Here is a 12,887-nt window from a genome sequence, read left to right on the forward strand (position 1 = left end):
GCGAAGGGCCGCGAGATGCGGCCCTAGTTGCGAGGCATGATGGGGTTGAATGTGAGCACGATCGGCACCCGGTCGGGCTCGCCGGGGTGCTGGACGGCACCCATCAGCTTCCAGCCGAGATACAGGCGCAGGCAGCGGCCAGGCAGGGTCGGCCAGACCACATACAGCATCCAGGCCGGGCCGACGCGCGCCCAGCACCAGCCGGGGGCATAGGGCTGGTTGCTGATCAACGGATTGCCCCGCACTCGGCGCGCCATGGTGCGGTCGACGGTGACGCCGGCGACCCGCTCATCGAAGCCGCCACCGGGGTTGCGCCAGATCCAGATCAACCGGCGCAGGTATCGCGGCAGCCGGTTGATGGTCGGGTGCGCCGCCGGGTCGCGCCAATACTGGTCACCGTCGAGCGTGGCGTCGGAGGTTTGCAGCCAGGACAGCCAGCGCGGAAGGTTGCCGCCGGAGTCCGCGAGGAAGATCAGTACCGGCGCGGCGATCACCGCTACAACGGTCAGCAACAGGCTGATTACAGCAAGAATGAGCCAGCGCATTATTCAACCTCCAGCGCGAATGCCGGCACGGTCGGCCAGGTGACAGATGCCGGGAAGCCTTTTTGCGCCGGAACATCGCGCAGCGCCTGGCGGTAGGTCTGCAGCTCCTTGAGCTGGTCTGCGCTCAGCGTAGTGGCACCGCCGATTTCCAGCTGATCGCGGTGGCGCTGCACCAGCCACTGAGTATTACCAAGCAGCTGGTCACGTTGCGCCCGCACCTGGTCAGCAAGCTGGTCTGCCGATGGCGGCGGCGGGTCGATGGCAATGGGGTTGCCGTTCGCACCTGAGGTGATGATTTTGCCCGCGGACTGAGCAGCCATTAACTCAGCGTGCTGCTCTGCGGTGATTTCCACAGCATCGGCTGGAATCTGGCATGCCGGGTTGGAGGTGGTGATGGTCGGTGCAGCCACCGACATATCCGGCACATCGATCATCGGCGCGGTGGCCTTGGGATCATCTGCAGGCTGCACCCAGTTCGGGTCTGTTTCTTTGATGGTCGGACGCACCCAGGATGGATCGACCACGGTCAGCGCGAGAGCTCCGTGAATGGAGGAGTCGTAGAAACCGCCGGTTGATTCAGCGAAATACTTACCCATAAATAGCCCTCATCAGTAGCCAATTGCCATCCAGTAGCCGGCATATATAGATGCCGGCACAACGTTCACAACGAATTGAGAGTTGCTCTTCGAAACAAATGTAACGCTGCGAACATTGAAGTCAGTGCCAGCATTGGCACCAGTCATTGCTGAAACGGACACCATTGCGGTAGGAAATGTAATTGGCAACGTGATTGTGTTCGACGTGCCATTGTTTGCCGTGAACGCGCCCCACTGGATAATCAGCCCGCTCGGCAACTTCTGGTAACCGTTGGCCGCGAGCGAGGAAGCACCGATGCCGTTGATAACCGACCAGCTAACCCCATCGGTCACGATGTCGCACGCCTCTCCAGCCAATAGCGTGAAGCTGGACACGTTGGTGCGGTTGACGTTGATGTTTTGCCCGGTGGCGGCCGATACCGTCACACTGTTTGCAGTGTTGTTATAGAGGCGGAACGCCCCACCACCGGCGCCAGTGGCACTACAAAGGGTGATCACCACGCCGGTACCGGCCGTCACCTCAACGAATGAGCCCAGCTGGGCCTGCGTCAGCGTGGCGCTACCCGTCAGGCCCACCACGCTGTTGTGGTTGCCCATGGCCCGCTGCACGAATGCAGTAGTCGCCAGCTTCAAGGTGCTATCGAACTGCGGCGCGGTCGTGCCGATGGCTTGAGCGATCTGCCCCAGCGCCACCGCATGCTGGCTCTGGGTGGCATTCGGTACCTGCTGCGCGCCACCGGCGCACTCCATCAGAATCCAGATCGGGTTGCCGCTGTTGACACCCGCAATAGTCGCGCGCATCAGCACCGCGACACCACCCACGGGCAACTCGCCGCCCTGCAGCGGCTGTAGGGCCAAGCCATAGATCGGTGCCGCAGCCTGACCATCCGGCGAATAGGTCGATGCGCCAGTATTCGCGTGCGCGATACTGACCTGTTGCACCAGACCGCCAACCAAGTCACCAGCCGCCAGCGCCGGCGAATTGGTCGCGGTATAGGCGTTGGCGGCACCGGTATCGGTCAGCACCACCGTTTTCTGCCCCAGCCGCTTAACCGCGGTCAGCACCTGGTTGAATGCCGCCTTGTTGAGAGTGAGACCGGCGCCGGTCACAACGTTGACCAACTCCATCATCACCGCATTCAGCCACTCGGCCGGCACCACCGTCGGCGCCGTGCCGTTGACCGGGTTGCCATCAGTAAAAAAGCCCGGGGTTCCCGGGCTTGTCGAAGCTGGCTGCGCGGTCGCAGCGGTCGAGTTATCGATTTGAAACATGCGCTACCTCATGAATAGTGGAACTGGACCACGGTATGCGCCGGGGCCGCGGCCTGAATCTGGCTCTGCAGCGGCGCATTACCCCAGCTTGCGAGCGGCTCGCCGGCGCCAGACTGGCCAGCGGAGAAACGGATAATGGTGTTGAGCGCAGAATTGACCGACCAGGTGTGGCACCAGTCTTGCGAACCGACCGGCTGCCCGGCGCTGCTTTGCCCGCAGCGAAACGGCGCGTAGTTGGTGACGGTGATGCTGTAGCCCAGCGCAGCGGCCAGCGACTGGTAGTAGGCGGCAGACTGGCCACCCACCGCCGTCAGCTTGGCCACCACCTGCTGCCGCCGCCCCTGCACGGTCGAAGCCATGCCGAGCACAGGATCGGGCAGCCCGAGCGTGGACTCCCATTCCGGCAGCAACTCGTAAGCGGTCGCCGGAAAGGCATCCGCCAGCAGGTTGTTGGCCCGGGCATGCTGGCGCGCGTAAACCGGCGCCAGCCCGGAGAGTGCCTGCGTCTGGGCCGCGCCGGGCTCACGCGGCCACGCCTTGCCTTGCGGCAACAGGTTCTGCATCGCGGCCAGGTAGTCGGCGGCGGAGTAGTTGGGGGCGGGCATGTGACCTCGTTATTGGAAGGTGACCGTACCCAAGGTCGGCAGTGCGCCGGTCGGGTTGGTGATGTCCGCGCCGGAGGGCGATAGGATCAGGAAGTCGTTGACGCCCGACACCGACGCGATCGCTATCCAGACGTTGGCCAGGTTGATCTGGCCACCCGGCGCTCCCTGCCGCAGCAAGACGTTGGATATTGCCGTCTTGGCCGCTGCTTGAGAGCCGGCGGAGATACCCTTAATGGTGAAATTGATCGGGTTCGCGGTCGGCGCCACCACGTAGACCAGCGCGGTGACTGGCTGCAGCGGGCAGATGTAATTGGCCACCGTCAGCTGGTCGCCGGCGGCGACCGTGCCGCGTGGCACGCCGCCCGGCCCCTGGTCGTACTGCGACACGCCATTAGTGCCAACAGGGAAACCGCCGGTGGCGGCCTCTGCGTTGTCTAGCATCACATAGACCACCACGGTGCCTACGCCAAAACCGTTGTTGGCGACCCAGGCCCGGGTAACGCCGGGCACCTGCAGCGACCAGGTCACGTAGTCGTTGTTGGCCCCGCCCTGCGGGGTGGTCTGGTAGGCCATCAGCACACGCTGGCGGAACGCGTCGTCGGCCTCGAGGTCGGCGCCACCGGTAAACGCGGTGGTGGCCGTGCCGCTCGAGGTAATGCCACCCACTGCAGTGGACAGCGTCATCGCGGTGCCAGCGGCAGTGTTGCCGAATGCACCGGTCAACCCCTGCGGATCGGCATTGGCAATGACCGGCGCGGTCACATAGCCGTTGCTGGCCACCGTGGCATCGGCCGTGGTGGTATAACCGACGCCGTCGCCGCGGTTGATGGCGGAACCATTGGGCAACGGCGTGCCAACCACGCCGGGAAAGGTCACTTGGCCGGTGGCCTGGGTGGCCGGCTTGATGGTGGTCTTTTTCAGCGCGCCCCAGCCCTGCAGGTATTCACCTGTAGCGGTGAACGGCACCGACTGTTTGGCGACCCAGTCCAAATAGCCGTAATGCAGGTAGGCCAGCGCGGCTTGCACCTTGCCCAGCACACTAAGATTGCTGAAGCGCAGCAGACCATCGCTGCCGGGTAGCGCCTCGCCGATGTCCTGAGCGACCTGATTCTGTAGGTCGGATAGTGTTGGCCGGATATACGGCATATCAGTTCATCCCCTTCCATGCCCAGTCGTATTGCAGGGCGGCCTTTGTTCCATCCGCTCGATGAACCACGACCCAGGCACCGAGCTGGCCGGCGCCGATCCATTGCACGCGCACGTCGAACTTGATCACCGCACCGTCATCGATCAGCCATTGCAGCGCCTCGATGATGTAGTCGCGCGCGCGATTGGCGGTTTCCGTGGTCTGCTTGGCGCGCCGCAATAGCCACAGCCGGGAGCCGATCGGCCTAGCTGGATCGTCACAGCACCAACCGCGCGGATCGCCGGTGCCGTCCGGAATCGCATCGGCCTGGCCGGCAATGCGATCGGTAAACAGGCTGATGAGAATGGCCGTCTCCAGATCGTTGCCGCTGGCCAGCAGCGGCCCCTGCTGCTGCCAGTCGGCGGCGCCGATCAGCGGCGACCAGACCGTCGAGATGTCTGCCATGGTTATTCCTGCTGGGTGGGCGGATTGGTATTCACAGTCGAGCTGCCGGCCTGGACGCCCGGTACCGGGTGGCCGTGGCCGTTGTAGATGCTGCGCATCTGCGCCATTGATTTGCCGCTGCTCGCGCTGTTGTCAGTGATGTCGCCGCCGGCCTTGATCTGGCCGGTTACGTCGAGCTCCGGGGTGTTCAGGGAAATCTTGGTGGCAGCGTTAACGGTCACCACCGGCGTGCTGTTGACCGTCAGCGGCAGCCCGGCGCCATTGACCACGATGCCGACGCGCGTCAGATAGACCGACTGGCCCTGGTTGTCGAAGATCGCCACCTCGCCCGGCTGCAGGTTCTTCAGGCGCGAGGCCTGGTGGTTGGTGGCGATGATCACGCCGTTGGAGCGGTCCCCGCCGACAAATACCAGCACTGCGTCGCTGCCCGCTGGCGGGCTGCTGGTGAAGCCATACTCGGCGGCGCGGCGTGTGTTGTCGCGCACCTCGTTGGCCCCCAGTTGTACCTGCACCATCTGGATCGGGCCGGCGTCGTTGACGGTGGTGGTTTTGCCGCGGCCCACCAACATCCAAAGCCGCTGCATCATTCGCTCGAATTGCTGGATCATTTCGGTGCAGCTCCATTGGCGGCCACCACATCCTGCATCCCGGGGAATAGCAGGATGGGTTGCGGGAAAAACGCTTGCGGGGGCATCAGCACCAGGTCGGCGTGCGTGCCGGTCGCATCGCGGCGGTAGGTCACCTCAGCCACCAGCCAGGTCACGCTCTGCAGCCGCAGCGACGGCGCCTTGACGGTGACCAGCGTGTTGGGCGTCCACAGCCGCCCGAAGCCATCCCGCCAACTGTCCACGGTGAGATTGACTTGCAGGCTGCGGCCGGCCCGCCTGGCGGCTTCCCATGCTCCGCGCGCCTTCGACACCGCGAAATCGGCACCGTCGCCGGTCTCGGCGATGATGCTGCGGCGCCGGAAGCGTGGCACCCCAGGGTCAGAGAAGCTGACCAGCACATCCGGGCCGCCGCCGACATCCGACATCATGTCGACCGCCAGCCGGCGCACCACGTACTCGCTGAAGCGCTGATCCATCGAGAACATCGAGTCACCGGACTCGATGATTTTTCCTTCCTCGATCACCGGGTAATTGCCGCCGCCCTTGTCCGGCATGGTGGCGCGCGCCAGCACCAGGTTTCCCTTTTCATCCTCGTAGACCAGCAGTTGCCGATAGCGGGCGTGCTGCTCGATCACGCTGTAAGGGGTGTCGCCCCATGGCAGGTTGACCTGCGGGATGGGCGCCCCCACGTCGGCCAGCGCTGTCACCGAGATCCCATATGGCGCACACAGCCCTTGGGCGATCGCCAACACGGTCACGTTGGACATCTGGCAACCATTCCACGCGTGCGAGCAGTCCACCAGGTCTTGGCACTTGCCACGTCCGGACAGGGAGATGCTGTGCTGCCCGGCAGTGATACTGGGGGCAAAGCGGTCGGCGTAGCCCGTGACCACCACGTCCTGGCCCAGCAGCACCTGCAGCGGATCGCCAGGCTTGACGACCACATCGCGCGTATCGTCGGCAAAGCGCTCGGTCATAGTCACCGAGAAGCCGGACGGAAAGCGCTCGATGCCGCGCGTAACGCGGATGCCAGTCCAGCCGGAAATCCGGCTGTTGCCGGTGAGAATGGTGAGATCGTCCATGCGTCGGCCATAAAAAAGCCGCCACGAGGGCGGTGGATTGATTCAAAATAAATAGGTCCGAGAAGAGAGACCGCGATGATCACCGTTTTCGTTCTGACCCTGGTATTCGCCGATGGCCATCAGGGCGGCCAAATCGCTTACGCCGAATACAAGACCAAGGCCGAGTGCCAGCAGCAGGGGCCGGTCATATCAACCCGCTACCACCAGCAGGGCCACCCGACCACCTTCTATTGCCAGAAAACCAAGCGCGGCCCGGTCAAGCCGATCTCCAGCGCCGAGCAGGCCGAACTGATGAAGCGATACCCGATGCCAGAGATCGTGACGCCGTAAGCTACTGCGCCAATGCCTTGAAGCTGACCGGCATGAACGCCGGATGGATCGGGTCGGCTTGTTGCACCAGCTCGTCGGCCCGGGTTGAATCGCGGTAAAGACGCTGCGCCAGCAGCAGGGCCGGCACCGGTGCGGGCGTGCTCACCGTGGCCATGCGCGACAGCTTCCCGCCACGTGCGGTCAAATCGGCCACCACCGCCGCCCGCAACCGCCGCAACGCCAGATAGGTAGCATCAAGCCCCTGGTCGGCAGCCGATTGAATTTCCACGTCCAACAACGTAGTGACCCGAGATCGCATCGCGGCGGCACCTTCATAGCTGCTCGGCTGATAGCTGGCCGAAGCTTGGCAAACTCCGATGACAGCGCTACGCCTCAACAGCGCGGCGGAGGCATTCTGGGCGGTGGTCATGGCCTGCCCGATCGGCGAGCTGTCCTGCGCCAGCACGGGCGGCGTGAACTGCGCCAGTTGCGTAAGCGCGTTGATGCCGTCCAGCGGGCTAGTGCATGCGGATAGCACGCTGGAAACCACCGTCTGTACGGATGAAGAGAAAGCGTTGATCGTGCTCGAGCTGCTGCTCAGTGCGCCAGCCGCCGACGACATGCTGCTTAGGTTGTTGGCCACGGTCGCCCGTGCCTGGGTGCCCTGCGCGATAGCCAGCCGCACCGCAACGGCAGTCGCCGTGGCATTGCGCGGTGCCGCCACGGAGCTGGAGCCCGTGTCGAGCAAGCCATGGAAACGACCAAAGGTGCCCGGGATGCTGCGCACCGCGTTGTACAGGTTGCGCGCTGCGTTGATGACGTTTTTGACGATGCCGACCCACTTCGTCACCGTGTTCACCACCTGTTGCACAATCGCGATGCCCTGTTTGACCGCATCCGCGACCTGGTGCAGGAAATCGGCGGCCGTGGCCAGGTTGGCATCACCCACAGCACCCAGCACATCGGAAGCGGTGTCGGTAGTATCGGACGGGAATTCCTTCAGTCCGGACTCTACGAACGACAATGCAATTTCGAAGACCCGGCCGGAGTCCCATTTCTCGGTGACGCGCAGCGTGATCAGACTGACGAACATGGTGCCGAGTGTAGGGTGCACCAGCTCGCCCATATCCTCGGTCTCAGCCGCGGCGATCAGCTGGTCGCGCTGCTGGATCACGTCATCACCAACCAGGAAGCCGATCAGGCTGATTTTGCGTGCCGCCCGGCCCATGTCTTCGACCCAGACGGTATCGCGGTTGGGATATTCGTGGATGGCGTTACGCCGGCCGAAGCTGCCCTCGCCAGCCAACACGGCGAATGGAATGCCGCGAAACGATGCCGGCCGCACCTGATCCTGGTAGCTGGGCGCGCCCAAGCCGAGCGCATCGAGCAGCCGGCCAGCGGCCGACATCACGCCGCTGACGGTGCCAGCTGCCTGCTGTACGCCGTTGAGAACGTCCTGAAAGCTCATATAACTTTCCTTGATCTGATGGCACTTCCGTCATGCCATCGAGCTAAAATGAGCGAAAATCAAATAACAAGGAGCAAACATGCCTCGAGCACTGTCACTTTCGGCAGCTCTCATACTGAGTGCTTTAGTCGTGCAGGCGATGGCAGCACCCACCGTCTATACCATCTCAACTTTCAAGAATGGTCAGTTGGTAGGGGCTAGAAAGGTCAAGCCGTCAGAACTGCGAAACGCAGCAATTGCCATGACCAGCGCTTTCCAGGAACAAACGCCCAGCTATGACCAGTTGGTAAGCGTGGCCCAAGGCATGACAGCCAAAGATCGCTGCTTCAACCTCTACAGCTCGAGGGCCGCACTGGCATCAGTTCAGGCCGGCATGCTTGATGCTTCTCCAAATGCCGAGCAGTTCCTGAAAAACTCCATAGCCTCAATCGAGGAGATGAATAGTCAAACCCAGGTCACGTGCAAGATGCGTTAAGCGTCACGGCGTGACCATCTGCGGCATCGGGTAGTTGTATCGCAGCGAATCATCGACCACCCGGGATTGAGCGGCAGCACCAGCCGGAAGCCCGGTAACATGCGTTTGCACGTTGACCTTGAGCTGCCCCAGCTTGGCGACGCTATCGTTCAGCTGGGCCAGCAGCGCGGCAACCTGTCGATTGCTATCGCCCTGCACCGCCGGCGACGGCGTGCTCTGAGCTGTCGGCAACGCGGCAGGAGCCATCCCCATTCCGGTGGAGACCTTGGCGATATAGTTGCGGGTTTCCGTCGGCGCGTTGGCCAGCCCCTTGCTGTTCAGATTGCCTTGGCCCCAGTTGTAAGCGGCCAGCGCGCGCGGCAAATCGCCGCGATTCTGTCGCAGCAGATCGCGCAGCAAGCGCCCGGCAGCATCCGCCGACTCGCCCAAGTTATCTGGGTTTTTAAGCCCATATTGTGCCGCCGTGGATGGCATGAACTGGAAATGCCCCAGCGCGCCTTTCTGGGAGCGCATGTTCTTGCCACGGCCGGACTCGGCAGCCCAGACACTATCCAGTAGGCCGCTCGGCAGCTGGTATTGGGTCTCCAGGCGATCGAACAAACGCTTTGTCCCCGGGCTGGAGCCACCATTAGCCGCTGGCGCGGCCGGCGTTGCGGCTTGCGCAATCCAGCCCTTTGGAGCCTCGCCCGGGTGTTCCTTGACGTAGCGCTTCATGTAGCCGAGGTCGTTCTCGTCGCCGAACTCATACCACGGCTGATAGGCACCGCGCGCCTTGTCCCGCAGCGCGGCGTACTCGCGACCGTTGATATCCAGGCCGTGCCAGGTCTTGGAGCCAAGACCGCCATCCTGCATGCGCTTTTTGACCCATTCGTTCTCACCAGCGTTGAGCGAATCGGAATGCAGCAGCAGGTAGGCCGGTGCGCACAGCCGGGAAACCCACGCCATGATGGCCGAGCCCAGGCCGCCGAGCGCACCGGTTACCTCGGCACCGGTAGCGGCAGCCGCTGCGCCCCCCGTTTCGGTCACAGCAGCAGCGGCGGATTTGGCAGCAGCATTCAACAGCTTGGACCCCACCGCCTGCAGCGCCTTCTTGGCCATCCAGGTTCCCGCCACGCCCATCGCCGCGCTGCCGGCGATGGTCATGCCTGGGGATTCGGACAACCATTTAGTGGCCGTCTCCATGATCTTGTTGTATAGCGGGCTGATCGTGCTGCCGAGCCAGTTCTCAGCGTGCTGGCCAGCCAGCGCCGCTTCGCGTTTTTTCTGCTCGGTCTCTGCTGCCTTCCGGAGCTCGGCATCGGACTGCACCGCCCCAAGCTGCGTTGCGCGCCCCTGATTGGCGGCCAAGTTCTTGCTGCCACCCAGCAACATCGGCAACAGCCCCTGCAGGCCGAACTGCCCGGCCAGCATTGACTTGGTCTGAGCGTTCATCTTCGGATTGGCTAGTGCATCGGCCAGGTCCTTCAACGCCCGCGTGGTGTCGATGGCACCGTCTTTGGTGCGGTGGATGCCGATGCCGAGCTTGTTGAGCAATGCCAGCGCCTGCATGTTGCGGCCATAGAACGCATCGTTGAGCGTGGTGCCCAACTGAGCCAGACCACCATCCAGCTGCTCGGCGGATACGCCAGCCAACTTGGCGGCGCCGCGCAGCGATTGCAGATCCTGCGTGGACACCCCGATGATCTGCGAGGTCTTCAGCACGTTGCTGCCCAGGCTGGCCCAATTGGATGCCGCAGCGGCCAGACCGCCAATAGTCGCGGCGCCGACCACCACGTTCATCGGCTCTGCGGCCTTGGCTAGGGTGCTGCCGAAGCCGGCAGCCTTCTTGGACAGGGTATCGAACCGCAGACTGGCAAGCTTGCCGTCTAGCGACCCCAGGCGCTTGCTCAGGTCCAGGCGCTTGCCAAATGAGCCGAGCTTGCCCTGAATGCGATTGAAAACGGCCGTGGCTTTGTCCACCGCCGTGATCGTCAACCGAAACTGATTTTCAGCCGCCATTGCTCATCCTCATCATATGGCCGCGCCACCATTCCACTTTCGACCAAGTAAGCCCCCACGCATCATGCGGCCCCCAGCCGTAGAACTTGGTTACTTCGGCCAGGATGTCCTTCCAGTCCGGGGGCAGCATGCCGTTCGGGGCGATCAGAAAAAATTGGACAGGTAGCTTTCAGCAGCCTTGAAGTCGCGCGCGCCAACCTTGCCCAGCACCGCCACGGTGACACCGGACACCGCCGAGATCAGCAACTTGGTGGCCTCGACCGGCCCGTGCTTATCCATGGCTTTCAGGAAGCGGTCCAATTCGTCGACGGTCGGCTCGCGCAGCTCGAGCACGAAAGTCGTCTCGCCGGCCAACTCCACCGGCTTGCGCAGCTCGATGGTCAGCTCGTCCGGCACTTCGGTTTTGTTTTCTTCAGCCATCACGCCTCCTCGACGCTCATGCCTTCCCAGCGCACCTTGACAGTACCCTCGGCAGCTTCTACTTCCTGGGTTTCAACCGTCCACATGTTGCGACCGATGATCGTTTTCCCGTTTGCCAGCTTGGCGGTCACGGTCACGTTGGTCATCTTGTTGAAATCCGCCACGGTCAGGCCGCTGGAGTCGCGGAAGGTACCGGCGATGAACGGCGCGTTCGGCGTTTCTTTGTAGCCGTGCACGCCGTCCATGCCTTTCATGGTCTCGCGCGAGACCTTGGACACGCTGAACGACAGGTCGCCTTCCAGCATGTACGCGGTGCCGTCGACGGTCAGCGTTGCGGTACCGGCCAGCAGGTTGGTGGTATCAGCCATTTACGGCTCCCATAAAGAGCAAAAGCCGCCCGGAGGCGGCTCTGCTTGGTTGGTTTGGTTACTGCAGGCGGAACTGGGCCAGCAGCGCGAAGATGCGCAGCTGGTTGATCAGGATGCCCGGCCACAGCACGTTGACGCGGTTGGGGTTGTTGCTGTCCTGCTGGACGATCAGCCCCTGCTTGAACGCGTCGCCGTTCTGTACCAGCCCCTGGTATTCCAGCTCGCGGTAGGCTGCGATGAGGTCGCCGCGGATGATGTCCGGCGTGACGATGTTCGAGCCGGCGGCAAAGCGGGTGCCGTTTGCGGCCAGCTTCATCCGTGCGTACTTACTGGTCACGATCGTCCGCATGAAGCGCAGCACGTACATCAGCGTGAACAGGGTCTCCACCTCCAGATAGCTGTTGTCCGGGTTGCCGAACGCGTTTTTCTGGTAGGAGGTGATCAGGTTCTCGATGTAGACCGTGCCGTCCTGGCCGACCATAAAGGTGCTGATGCCGTCGAACAGCAGGGTGTTGCGGTCCGACAGGACGAAGCGGCTCTGCAGCGGCGGCGCCAGCACACCCTGAATCGCCACTGTCTGCAGCGGGGTGGCCGGGTCAGCGCGCAGACTGACCGCAGCAGCGCCGGCCAGCGCGGCGGCCCAGAGCCAGTTCGGCGTCGGGCTGTCGTTGAAACCGATGATGGTTTCGTGCTGGTTGTTGCGCGTGGTGCCAAGCGTGGTCTGGGCGCCCAACGTGCCGCGATAGGCGGCGAACACATGGCCGTAGAGCTGCTTGGAGTAGCTCCAGCGACCGGTCTGGTCGTTGAGCAGCGACTGCAGCGCATTCAGGCTGGTTGCATCGTTGTACGGGCAGACGATGAAATCGAACGGCATGTCGCCCAGGTTAGCGAGCGCCGTGGTCATGTCTGGCGCCGTGGCGCCGCCGCTCATCTGGGCGATGGTCACCGACACGCCAGCGGGCAATTGCTCGCCACCGATCGGCCCCTGGTAGTTCATGCGCAGGTCGATATCGTTGCCGCACGGCCCCTTGTTGACGGCAGTCAGCGTTACCACGCTGCCAGCAGCAGCAGCGGTCACCGGGCATGCCGCATCGGCGCCGATAATGTTGGCGATGCTGGTGGCGATCTGCGCTGCGGTCTGGGTGGTCAGCACCGGGATCGCGTAGCGCACGCCACCAACGTACAGGTACAGTGTGCCGTTCGCGGTCGGCGCACCACCGATGGTGATGGTGCCCGTGGCAGCCAGGGCGCCGGCGTTATCTGCCAAGGGCAGATACCACACCTCGCCGAACTGGTCGTTCTGGCGGTACTTCGCCGTCATCAGGGCCAGCATCGAGTTTTGCCCGCCAACGGTTTGCGCATCGCTGACGCCCTGGCTGATCACCGGCACGTTGGCCACGCCAGTGCCGGCGGCGGTAATCTGGCCAATGATCAGCGCACGCTGGTTGGCCTGCGCCGTGTTCGCGCGCGAGTTGTCGACCTCGGCATAGAACAGCGGCACCCGGATATTGGCCGGGATGTTTTTGAACGGAATGGTCATTCACGACGCT

Annotated in this window: 15 protein-coding genes; 2 read left to right on the forward strand and 13 right to left on the reverse strand. The window is 63.2% G+C overall.

The window, feature by feature from the left end:
* Positions 1-23: 23 nt before the first annotated feature.
* Genes JC616_RS20535 through JC616_RS20570 form a run of 8 tightly spaced genes read right to left on the reverse strand, consistent with a single transcriptional unit; the run spans position 24 to position 6,299 of the window.
* The gene (locus tag JC616_RS20535) at positions 24-545 is read right to left on the reverse strand and encodes a DUF7338 family protein (RefSeq protein WP_227105117.1); all 522 of its coding nucleotides are present in this window, start codon (positions 543-545) and stop codon (positions 24-26) included.
* Positions 545-1,141 (reverse strand): phage tail assembly chaperone, encoded by a 597-nt coding sequence (locus tag JC616_RS20540; RefSeq protein WP_227105119.1) that lies wholly within the window; start codon positions 1,139-1,141, stop codon positions 545-547. The genes JC616_RS20535 and JC616_RS20540 overlap by 1 nt, the downstream gene beginning before the upstream one ends.
* A 12-nt stretch (positions 1,142-1,153) precedes the next feature.
* Positions 1,154-2,413 carry a gp53-like domain-containing protein gene (locus JC616_RS20545; protein WP_227105121.1) on the reverse strand — a complete coding sequence of 420 codons (1,260 nt, stop codon included), beginning with the start codon at positions 2,411-2,413 and terminating at the stop codon, positions 1,154-1,156.
* Positions 2,414-2,421: 8 nt separating this feature from the next.
* On the reverse strand, positions 2,422-3,018 hold the full coding sequence (locus JC616_RS20550; protein WP_227105123.1) for a YmfQ family protein: 597 nt from the start codon (positions 3,016-3,018) through the stop codon (positions 2,422-2,424).
* A 9-nt stretch (positions 3,019-3,027) separates the two neighbouring features.
* Positions 3,028-4,164: a baseplate J/gp47 family protein gene (locus JC616_RS20555; RefSeq protein WP_227105125.1), complete on the reverse strand. Its 1,137-nt coding sequence runs from the start codon at positions 4,162-4,164 to the stop codon at positions 3,028-3,030.
* Position 4,165: 1 nt separating this feature from the next.
* Positions 4,166-4,609: a phage GP46 family protein gene (locus JC616_RS20560; RefSeq protein ID WP_227105127.1), complete on the reverse strand. Its 444-nt coding sequence runs from the start codon at positions 4,607-4,609 to the stop codon at positions 4,166-4,168.
* Positions 4,610-4,611: 2 nt separating this feature from the next.
* The gene (locus tag JC616_RS20565; protein WP_227105129.1) at positions 4,612-5,196 is read right to left on the reverse strand and encodes a phage baseplate assembly protein V; all 585 of its coding nucleotides are present in this window, start codon (positions 5,194-5,196) and stop codon (positions 4,612-4,614) included.
* 17 nt (positions 5,197-5,213) lie between these two features.
* Positions 5,214-6,299, reverse strand: a complete 1,086-nt coding sequence (locus JC616_RS20570; RefSeq protein WP_227105131.1) for a phage baseplate assembly protein — start codon at positions 6,297-6,299, stop codon at positions 5,214-5,216.
* A 75-nt stretch (positions 6,300-6,374) separates the two neighbouring features.
* Here JC616_RS20570 and JC616_RS20575 point away from each other — a divergent pair, with 75 nt between their 5' ends.
* Entirely contained in the window at positions 6,375-6,629 is a 255-nt protein-coding gene (locus tag JC616_RS20575) for a hypothetical protein (protein WP_227105133.1), read from the forward strand.
* 1 nt (position 6,630) lies between these two features.
* Here the strand turns inward: JC616_RS20575 and JC616_RS20580 are convergent, their stop codons facing one another.
* On the reverse strand, positions 6,631-8,076 hold the full coding sequence (locus tag JC616_RS20580; protein ID WP_227105135.1) for a DNA circularization protein: 1,446 nt from the start codon (positions 8,074-8,076) through the stop codon (positions 6,631-6,633).
* A gap of 79 nt (positions 8,077-8,155) precedes the next feature.
* Between JC616_RS20580 and JC616_RS20585 the strand changes: the two genes are divergently transcribed.
* Complete coding sequence (locus JC616_RS20585; RefSeq protein ID WP_227105137.1) at positions 8,156-8,551, forward strand: hypothetical protein; 396 nt, start codon at positions 8,156-8,158, stop codon at positions 8,549-8,551.
* Positions 8,552-8,554: 3 nt separating this feature from the next.
* Here JC616_RS20585 and JC616_RS20590 read toward each other — a convergent pair whose 3' ends face one another.
* From JC616_RS20590 to JC616_RS20605, 4 genes are all read right to left on the reverse strand, one after another.
* Positions 8,555-10,549: a lytic transglycosylase domain-containing protein gene (locus tag JC616_RS20590; protein WP_227105139.1), complete on the reverse strand. Its 1,995-nt coding sequence runs from the start codon at positions 10,547-10,549 to the stop codon at positions 8,555-8,557.
* Between the two features lie 144 nt (positions 10,550-10,693).
* Entirely contained in the window at positions 10,694-10,969 is a 276-nt protein-coding gene (locus JC616_RS20595; protein ID WP_227105141.1) for a phage tail assembly protein, read from the reverse strand.
* Positions 10,969-11,337, reverse strand: a complete 369-nt coding sequence (locus tag JC616_RS20600; RefSeq protein ID WP_227105143.1) for a phage tail tube protein — start codon at positions 11,335-11,337, stop codon at positions 10,969-10,971. The genes JC616_RS20595 and JC616_RS20600 overlap by 1 nt, the downstream gene beginning before the upstream one ends.
* Before the next feature lie 58 nt (positions 11,338-11,395).
* Positions 11,396-12,877, reverse strand: coding sequence for a phage tail sheath subtilisin-like domain-containing protein (locus JC616_RS20605; RefSeq protein WP_227105145.1), 1,482 nt, complete (start codon positions 12,875-12,877; stop codon positions 11,396-11,398).
* Positions 12,878-12,887: the final 10 nt, after the last annotated feature.

It is taken from the genome of Chromobacterium rhizoryzae, assembly GCF_020544465.1.
GTDB lineage: Bacteria > Pseudomonadota > Gammaproteobacteria > Burkholderiales > Chromobacteriaceae > Chromobacterium.

Coding starts and splice junctions, on each gene's coding strand:
- JC616_RS20595 (WP_227105141.1), bottom strand. CDS start 10,969: ATGGCTGAAGAAAACAAAACCGAAGTGCCGGACGAGCTGACCATCGAG.
- JC616_RS20570 (WP_227105131.1), bottom strand. CDS start 6,299: ATGGACGATCTCACCATTCTCACCGGCAACAGCCGGATTTCCGGCTGG.
- JC616_RS20580 (WP_227105135.1), bottom strand. CDS start 8,076: ATGAGCTTTCAGGACGTTCTCAACGGCGTACAGCAGGCAGCTGGCACC.
- JC616_RS20560 (WP_227105127.1), bottom strand. CDS start 4,609: ATGGCAGACATCTCGACGGTCTGGTCGCCGCTGATCGGCGCCGCCGAC.
- JC616_RS20550 (WP_227105123.1), bottom strand. CDS start 3,018: ATGCCCGCCCCCAACTACTCCGCCGCCGACTACCTGGCCGCGATGCAG.
- JC616_RS20565 (WP_227105129.1), bottom strand. CDS start 5,196: ATGATGCAGCGGCTTTGGATGTTGGTGGGCCGCGGCAAAACCACCACC.
- JC616_RS20545 (WP_227105121.1), bottom strand. CDS start 2,413: ATGTTTCAAATCGATAACTCGACCGCTGCGACCGCGCAGCCAGCTTCG.
- JC616_RS20555 (WP_227105125.1), bottom strand. CDS start 4,164: ATGCCGTATATCCGGCCAACACTATCCGACCTACAGAATCAGGTCGCT.
- JC616_RS20540 (WP_227105119.1), bottom strand. CDS start 1,141: ATGGGTAAGTATTTCGCTGAATCAACCGGCGGTTTCTACGACTCCTCC.
- JC616_RS20600 (WP_227105143.1), bottom strand. CDS start 11,337: ATGGCTGATACCACCAACCTGCTGGCCGGTACCGCAACGCTGACCGTC.
- JC616_RS20575 (WP_227105133.1), top strand. CDS start 6,375: ATGATCACCGTTTTCGTTCTGACCCTGGTATTCGCCGATGGCCATCAG.
- JC616_RS20590 (WP_227105139.1), bottom strand. CDS start 10,549: ATGGCGGCTGAAAATCAGTTTCGGTTGACGATCACGGCGGTGGACAAA.
- JC616_RS20585 (WP_227105137.1), top strand. CDS start 8,156: ATGCCTCGAGCACTGTCACTTTCGGCAGCTCTCATACTGAGTGCTTTA.
- JC616_RS20535 (WP_227105117.1), bottom strand. CDS start 545: ATGCGCTGGCTCATTCTTGCTGTAATCAGCCTGTTGCTGACCGTTGTA.
- JC616_RS20605 (WP_227105145.1), bottom strand. CDS start 12,877: ATGACCATTCCGTTCAAAAACATCCCGGCCAATATCCGGGTGCCGCTG.